The organism is Alicyclobacillus fructus, assembly GCF_017329605.1.
GTDB classification, from domain to species: domain Bacteria; phylum Bacillota; class Bacilli; order Alicyclobacillales; family Alicyclobacillaceae; genus Alicyclobacillus; species Alicyclobacillus fructus.
This window is the reverse complement of record NZ_JAFMTY010000047.1, coordinates 1-8,269: the sequence shown is the minus strand read 5'-3', so window position 1 is coordinate 8,269 and position 8,269 is coordinate 1. Positions and strand designations below refer to the sequence as shown.

Sequence of the window (8,269 nt, the reverse complement as noted above, 5' to 3'; positions counted from 1 at the left end):
GCACAACTGCCCCGCCGGCTTCCCGGCGGGGTTTGTCGTCATGTACGACTTTGATGCAGCGATGGCGGGAATGCAAGGTGGGCGGGATTTGACGCTCACGTATCAGGTGCCCTCGGCTCGTATGTCAGCACGTTGCTTTCCATGCTTGGCCTTCACACTTCATGGTTGCCTCTTTCTCTCGTGTTGACTGTGGTCATGTGGATCTTCGCATATCGCGACATCAAGCTCAGTACAAAAGTCATGCTCGCACTTGAGGGAGTATCCATTTCGCTCATTCTCATCCTTGCAATGGTTATATTCGTTAAAGCCGTCGTAGCTGGCCACTGGACGTGGAAGCCTTTCACACTCCCAATCGGACACGGTGCATCCCTGGCTGAAGGAACGGTGGTGGCCCTATTGTGTTTTGCAGGATTCGAAAGTTCATCCACGCTCGGTGAAGAAGCTGCGAAGCCCACCCGTACCATCCCGCTCGTAATCGCCGGGACCATCATTGGCATCGCCTTTTTTTTCTTACTATCAAGCGATTCTCAAGTGGTGGGCTATCTGGCTCGTCCGTCGATCATGGGGTCTTTAGCCAATGCGACCATGCCTCTGGTCTCGCTCGCATCGAATTACGTATCTCCAACGTATGCGACACTTATTGTCACGTCTCTCACCCTGTCCCTCTTTTCGTGTGTCGTCGGCTGTGCGTGCACCAGTTCGAGAGTCATGTTTGCCATGGCGCGGGACAAAAGCTTTTTTTCGCGTGTGGGTAACGTTCATCCAACCTTTCGAACTCCGCACCGAGCGGTCCACTTGACCATGGCCGTCTCCGTGGTTGCTCAAATCGCATTTGCACTGGTCACGCATGGAAGCGGCACAGATCTCTATAGCTACACCGCCTATGTGACTGTGCTCTCGATGCTGCTCTCGTATGGCCTTGTGAATGCGTCAGCTGTTCGACACTTCTTCTTGCGATTGAAGCGTTGGCCTATGTTCCAGGCGCTCATTTCGGCGCTTTCGCTTGTCGCAGCGTTGTATGCGATCTATGCCAACATGTACCCAGTCCCACCCTATCCAATGAATCTGGCTCCCTATATCACCGTCGCGTTCATTACCATCATGTGCATCCTCTCGTGGGTGTCCAAGCGAGTTTCACCGACCTCCGATATGGAGTCGACCACCACGCAGCATGACGCTCTATAGCGAGTCGCGCCAACACATCGCAGAGGGGGTTTATGAGATGTTGCTTGAACAAAGAAGTATTGAGTACATCCCCGAAACCGAGAGGCATGGGCGAGCACGAGATTTGTTTCACGTCTGGTTTGGGAGCAACATGTGTCTTACCAACGTTATGATTGGGGCAGGGGTATACGCTCTTGGGCTAGGGGTCGACTGGGGAATTGCAGCCGTGATCATCGGTAATTTGATCGGTGGCATATTTATGGCCACTCATTCTGCACAAGGCCCGCAAATTGGTGTACCGCAGATGATTCAAAGCCGCGCGCAGTTCGGCGTCATAGGCGCAATTTTGCCTCTGATCCTTGCGCTGTTTATGTATACTGGATTTCTCTACTACACCGGACTTTTGGCCGGCCAAGCGTTGCATGCGGCGATCCCGTCCATACCCCTACAGGTTACCACCTGTATAACCTACGCGGTCACATGGATCATCACCGTGTTTGGGTATGATTTCATCCACCGCGTCTTTCGGTTTTTCTCCGCGATTTCAGTTATTGTATTTGCCGCAATCACGGTGGTGGTTCTCAAGCACTTTCACGCGGCACGCCTGTCGTTCCATCCTTTTTCTGCACCAGAGATGGTGGTCGGCATCAGCATTGCGGCTACCTTCCTTCTCACCTATGCACCGTACGTGGCGGACTACTCTCGGTATCTGCCTCGCAATACCCGAAGCTCCGCGACATTCTGGTGGACCTATGTTGGTGCGGTCTTGAGCTCAAGCTGGATGTGCATTTTGGGCGTCTTGATCATGGCTATCGAGTCCAATTTCGAATCTAGCCCAACCTCCGTGTTTGCAACAATTTTAGGATCCGCATTTGCTCCGGTCGTCTACATCGTCATGATTTGCGGTCTTTGTTTTGCCAATATTCTAAATCTATACTGCGCTTACATGTCGACGGTGACCACACTCGAACCATTTTCGCGCCTGCGGTTCACTCCCCGGGTAAGGGCCGGGATTACTGGACTAGTGGTGTTCGTGGCCCTGGGAATAGCGCTTTTTGGTCGAGGTGGCATGGTTGAGATTTTAAATGAGTTCATGTTGATCCTCCAGTACTTGATCGTTCCGTGGAGCGCTATCAATTTGGCAGACTACTATTTCGTTCGGCATGGCGAGTACTCGATTGATGATATTTTCCAACTAGACGGTCAATACGGACGATTCAATGGCTATGCGCTTCTGTCCTATCTGGCAGCCGTAATTGTCCAGATCCCGTTCGTCAACCTTTCGGGTTTATATGAGGGACCCGTTTCACGGTGGTTGGGTCACACGGACATCGCCTGGACGGTTGGGCTTCTAGTTCCAGGTACCCTCTACTACTTGCTGATGAAGCGCAAGTTAACGGCAAGAAACTCTGTGGACACATTATTATAGTTGCCGTGTATCTGCGGCGACACAAGCGCGCCAGAGCTGGCTTACGTAACGGCGGAATTGCGGAAGCGCCGTTCGACCTCACGAGTTCAGTTGTTGCGATAACGTACGGGGTCATGCGTCTTGTTAGCACGTCATGTCATGGCGTTGGAGTGACCTCCCATGGTGCGTGTGGAATCGATTTCGTAGAACGTATGTTCGTAGAACCTTACGTTCCTTGATCGTGCCACCGCGTTTCCCGCAGATAGGAGACAGCAAGACAGCGGGGCACTACACCCAACAAACAAGGGGGTTATATGATGAACAACAATTCGTTACCAGCTTCGCGCTGGGTTAGGTTGATTCCAATTGTCTTTATCACATACAGCCTGGCGTATCTGGACCGTTCAAACTACGGATTTGGCGCCGCCGCGGGTTTGAAGCAGGCGCTACACATGACTGCAGCCTCTTCTTCGTTACTGGCAGCTCTTTTCTTCCTGGGTTATTTCTTCTTTCAAGTGCCGGGAGCACACTATGCCAAGAAGTACAGCGCCAAAAAACTTATCTTTTGGGCACTTATCCTCTGGGGAATTTTCGCGTCGTTACAAGGTGTCGTCACCAACTTGCCCCTCTTGTTCGTGGACAGATTTTTGCTTGGTGTTGTCGAAAGCGTTGTCATGCCTGCCATGTTGGTCTTCATCAGCCAATGGTTCACAAGCCGAGAACGTTCCCGAGCCAACACGTTCTTGATTTTGGGCAATCCTATTACGGTTCTGTGGATGTCGGTCATATCCGGGTATTTGGTGCAATGGTTTCACTGGCAGGGCATGTTCATCATCGAAGGAATTCCGTCCCTCATCTGGGCTTTCATCTGGTGGGTTGTCGTCAAAGATAAGCCGGATCAGGCCAATTGGTTGAGCGATGACGACAAGCGAGCGGTCAATGCGGCGTTGATCGCTGAGCAACAAGGGCTTGTGGAAGTGAAAAACTATCGTGAAGCGTTTCGATCACGCCCAGTCGTGCTACTTAGCCTGCAGTATTTCTTCTGGAGCATCGGTGTGTATGGGTTCGTTCTATGGCTTCCCTCGATGATTAAGACGGCGTCACACGTGGGTATTGTGAGCACAGGCTGGTTGTCCTCCATACCTTATCTCGGAGCAGCGATTCTGATGATTATCACCTCCTTTCTGTCGGATCGACAGCCATCAATGCGCAAAACGTACGTGTGGGTTTCGTTGTCAATTGGAGCGGTGGCATTCTATTTATCCTATTTGCTCGGCTCTGGCCACTTCGTATTGTCGTTTGTGCTCCTTGTCATTGCAGGTGCTACGATGTACGCGCCTTACGGCCCGTTTTTTGCAATTGTCCCAGACATCCTGCCAAGTAGCGTGGCCGGAGTGGCGATGGCGCTCATCAACAGCATGGGGGCATTGGGGTCTTTTGTAGGGTCATACTTCGTTGGCTACATGAACAGCGTGACCGGCAGCCCGAATGCGTCGTACATGTTTATGTCACTGTCGCTAATCGTGTCAGTTGTACTAACCATATCGGTGCGCACCAGACGGGGAAGCACCACACCCAGGCAGCACGATTTGGAGGGGAAGACCATTCTGTGAGGATACAACTGGCATTGGATAGACTGGATGGATATGTACGAGACGGTTGTCGTGGCCTCGGTGGTTGGCCCTTAAGTGGATTGTATCGAGGTTGGTACGTCGCTGATCAAGGAGTTTGGCATGGCAAGCGTCCGCGCGATACGCGAGGCATGCCCGAACCACTTGATTATTGCCGACATGAAGACGATGGATAACGCCACGTACGAGATGGGATTGTGCTTTCAGGCTGGAGCCAATCTTGCAACCGTGATGGCTGCGGCGCCTATGCCAACGATTATGGCGTGCAAGATAGTAGCCGATCAATACGAGGGTCGAATCGCCATTGACCTCCTCGCCACTGATCCTGCCAGGTGGAGGGAACTACAGGTAATTCGCAATGTGGTGTGGTGCTTTCGCGTTGGAAAGGACGAGCGAGAACTCGCGGGCAAGTCAGTAGCAACATGGGAGATGGCATCTGCCCCGGAAGGGTGCGAGGTGGCTGTCGCGGGGGGTGTGACGCTCGGCATGGTTCCAAGCCTGCGCGCTTCGGGCGTCGATATCGTCGTCATCGGCTCGGCCATTGTTAAGGCGCCTGATCCGGTTGCAGCGGCGAAAGCATTCCGCGATGCCATCGATGTGGATGGGGGTTATGTGAAACCATGACTGTGCTACAGACAATAATGGACGAAATGCGAGGTGTACTGGAGCGGATCGACGAACGTGAACTTGTCGAATGGGCGCACGCCCTCTTGTCGGCAAAACGCATATTTGTCGTCGGCGAGGGCCGCTCTGGGCTCATGGCCAAGGCGTTTGCGATGCGACTCATGCATCTTGGAGCGACGGTCTATGTTGTCGGGGAGACGATTACGCCTGCCGTTGGCGAGGGAGACCTGCTTGTCGGCGTATCAGGCTCTGGAGAGACGGAAGCGGTGGTCAGCACGACCGAAAAATCGTTGCGTGCGGGTGCGATGGCGTATGCTATAACGGCAAACGTTGATTCGCCACTGGCTCAGCGGGCGAGCGCTACGTTGGTGGTACCAGCGGCGACGAAATACCGACGGGAAAGAGAGGCCAGCAGCATGCAACCGCTGGGATCGCTATTTGACCAATCGCTACATGTGATCCTAGATGCGATCTGCCTGCTGTACGGAAGCATTCTGCATGAGGACAACGAAAGTGCCTTCCAGCGGCACAGCAACTTGGAATGAAAGTGCGCAACAGCGACCGCCCGAGAGGGTGCGTACGGCGCCTTGGGATGAGCGGAAGTCGGTAGTGCTTTCAGTGAAATTATCCCTTTTCCGGTGGTCTGGATGTCTGATTGGTCATGCCGAAGAGTCTTGCCGTCTCGAAAATTCCACCCCCACTTCAAGCTCGTGCGTCAGATCGGCCTTATCCGCGAGAGACTTAACGGTTGCTGAATACTGTGACAATATCACATTCATTCAACAACCAAGAGCCGAGTGTATAGCGCCCGGCTTCGACAGTTGGATAGAGCATGTAGACTCATGGATGGATGTGGGATCCTGAAGCGGCGCGGCTTGTCGGACTTATCCACAGGCATGCGCCGCGTTTTCTATCGCTTTTTTGTAGGCATGCGTTTGTCTGTGGATAACTTCATTTTTGTGTTTACATAGACGTAGTATGTGCCGTATCATGTGGACATGTATATCCGTGTCATTCGCCGAAAAAACAAGAACGGTTCTGTCACCGGTTACGTGCAGTTGGCCCATAACTACCGCGATCCACAGACCGGTCAGCCGAAGGCCAAGGTCCTGTACACCTTCGGTCGTGAAGACGAAATGGACCTGGAGGCGCTCCGGCGCCTTGCCCAGAGTATTCATCGCTTCGTGGGCGACGAGTTTACCTCGGGGCGCGGCCAGTCGGAAGCCATCCAAACCACGCTGCTGGATAGCCGTCCTATGGGAGGGGCGTATCTGCTGGACGAGCTGTGGCGACAGCTTGGATTGGACGAAGTCTTGCGCGAGCGGCTCGCCGACCGGAAGTTCAAGGCGGCTGTCGAGCGTGTTATCTTCGCCATGGTCGCCAATCGCGCGTTGGCGCCAAGCAGCAAGCTGGCCATGGAGGAATGGGGCGACCGTGAAGTGGCTCTCCCCGGGATGACCGAGTTGGACGTGTGGCAGGCATACCGGGCAATGGACTTTCTCCATGATGTGGCGGAAGACCTGCAATACGAGGTCTTCCGGCGAGTGAGCGATCTCTTGAACCTGGACGTGGACCTTCTGTTCTTTGACACGACCTCCACGTACTTCGAGACGGAGGACGAGTCGGACGACAGTCTGCGACGCAAGGGGTATTCCAAAGACCACCGGCCCGACTTGCCTCAGGTGGTGATCGGCCTTGCGGTGACGCGGGACGGCATCCCCGTCCGCTGCTGGACGTGGCCTGGCAACACAGCGGACATGAGCGTGGTCGAGGAGGTCAAACAGGACCTCATCGGCTGGCGGCTTGGCCGGGTGATCACAGTTGTAGACCGCGGCTTCGTCTCGGAAAGCAATTTGCGGATCCTGCAGCGTGCTGGTGGTCACTACATCGCTGGGGAGAAGATGACCTCCGGGAAACCAGTGGTGGAAGCGGCCTTGGCGCGCCCTGGACGTTTTCGTGAGCTTCGTCCCAACCTGAAAGTGAAGGAGGTCGTGGTGGGAGACGGCGAGGCCCGGGTCCGTTACGTGTTGGCGTTCAATCCCGAGGAAGCCAAACGCGATGAGGCGCGCCGAGAGGCGATGTTGCGCGAGCTTCGGATAGAGTTGGAACGCCTCAAGGAGCTTCAGGGCGAAGCGCACACGAAGGCGCACTGTCGGCTTGCGAGCCATCCAACGTTCAAGCGTTATCTGAAACAGGACCGATGGGGGAACCTGCGGATTGACCCGGAGGCCGTGCGGCAAGCGGCCCATCTGGACGGGAAGTACTTGATCCGCACCTCCGACGACACGCTGTCGACGGAAGATGTCGCGCTGGGATACAAGCAGCTCCTGATGGTGGAGTCCGCGTTTCGGACACTGAAGACGACGTTGGACATCCGTCCCATGTATCACCGGAAGGACGAGCGGATCCGTTCGCATGTGTTGCTGTGCTGGCTGGCCTTGCTGCTGGTGCGCATCGCCGAAGTGCAAACAGGGCGCTCGTGGCCCGACATCCGCTCCCACATGCAAGCGATGCATCAGGTGACGAAGAGCACGCCGGATGGGATGGTCGTGCAGCGCACGGAGGTGACCGAGGCGCAGCGGGAAATCTTGCGAGCCTTGAGGATCAAAGAACCACCGAGGATCCTGAAGGTAGAACCTCGGGCACGAGGGCTGTAGACACTACACGAGCTATCCACAGGTCCCACGAACTAGCGCCAGGAATGGGTTCGTGGGCCTTTGTATGACTACGAAGTGTCGAAGTCGGGTCGAAAAACGGGCGCGAAATGTGGGTCGTGAGGTCGATTGCCTTACGAAAACTTGACACGGATACACGCACCATCCAATGTTGACAACAATCATAGAATAATGAATAATCATCATATAGACAAAGTATTTGGGCAAGGGATGACATATGAGGCGACTATTATTGGATACTTCGATGGCAATCGCGCTATGCACGTGCCCGTCAATTAATGCGTTTGCCGATATTACTAACGATAATACGGGAAATGCGACTTCTCAAAATGGTCTTCCGGCGTCAAATCAGAATGATCCAACGTTAATATCGTCGAAAGTATATAGTGCAGAAGAATTAGGCATACAGGTTACAGCGCCTCCAGCTAATTTTAATCCGCTAGCAGCAACTGCAGCGGAACTCCCAAAATATGGATTCCTGGCGAGATCAGAAAATGCCTATGATTTAGAAAATTGGGAAAACGCGATGTCGCATTATAAGAGTTTTGTTGTGCCACAGTTCAAGCTTCATGAACCTGTTTCACCGCAACTAAAGGAGAGTAGCTCTTACCAAGGATATCTTCTAATTGGTCCGGTTATGTAGATCAGGGCAATGGATTTTCTGATGTTTGTGTTTGCTAACGTAAAAGTTGACCACGTGGGGGTACATTGACAACCAAAAAGTTGACCACCCCGGCACCTCTTTCCTGTACCCTGGAGTTTGGCAC

6 protein-coding genes and 1 pseudogene are annotated in these 8,269 nt (G+C 53.7%); all 7 read left to right on the top strand.

The window, feature by feature from the left end:
- Window positions 1-123 precede the first annotated feature (123 nt).
- Window positions 124-1,185 (top strand): annotated as a pseudogene (locus tag J3481_RS14115) (APC family permease); the annotation flags it as partial.
- A gap of 37 nt (window positions 1,186-1,222) precedes the next feature.
- Window positions 1,223-2,593, top strand: coding sequence for a purine-cytosine permease family protein (locus tag J3481_RS14110; RefSeq protein ID WP_206832751.1), 1,371 nt, complete (start codon window positions 1,223-1,225; stop codon window positions 2,591-2,593).
- 296 nt (window positions 2,594-2,889) lie between these two features.
- The gene (locus J3481_RS14105) at window positions 2,890-4,185 is read left to right on the top strand and encodes an MFS transporter (protein ID WP_206832752.1); all 1,296 of its coding nucleotides are present in this window, start codon (window positions 2,890-2,892) and stop codon (window positions 4,183-4,185) included.
- A 75-nt stretch (window positions 4,186-4,260) separates the two neighbouring features.
- A complete protein-coding gene (locus tag J3481_RS14100) occupies window positions 4,261-4,827 on the top strand; it encodes an orotidine 5'-phosphate decarboxylase / HUMPS family protein (RefSeq protein WP_328702156.1) in 567 nt (188 codons plus the stop codon).
- On the top strand, window positions 4,824-5,372 hold the full coding sequence (hxlB, locus tag J3481_RS14095) for a 6-phospho-3-hexuloisomerase (protein ID WP_206832754.1): 549 nt from the start codon (window positions 4,824-4,826) through the stop codon (window positions 5,370-5,372). Before J3481_RS14100 ends, hxlB begins: the two co-directional genes overlap by 4 nt.
- Before the next feature lie 453 nt (window positions 5,373-5,825).
- Window positions 5,826-7,484, top strand: coding sequence for an IS1634 family transposase (locus J3481_RS14090; protein WP_206832756.1), 1,659 nt, complete (start codon window positions 5,826-5,828; stop codon window positions 7,482-7,484).
- Window positions 7,485-7,734: 250 nt separating this feature from the next.
- The gene (locus J3481_RS14085) at window positions 7,735-8,145 is read left to right on the top strand and encodes a hypothetical protein (protein WP_206832755.1); all 411 of its coding nucleotides are present in this window, start codon (window positions 7,735-7,737) and stop codon (window positions 8,143-8,145) included.
- Window positions 8,146-8,269: the final 124 nt, after the last annotated feature.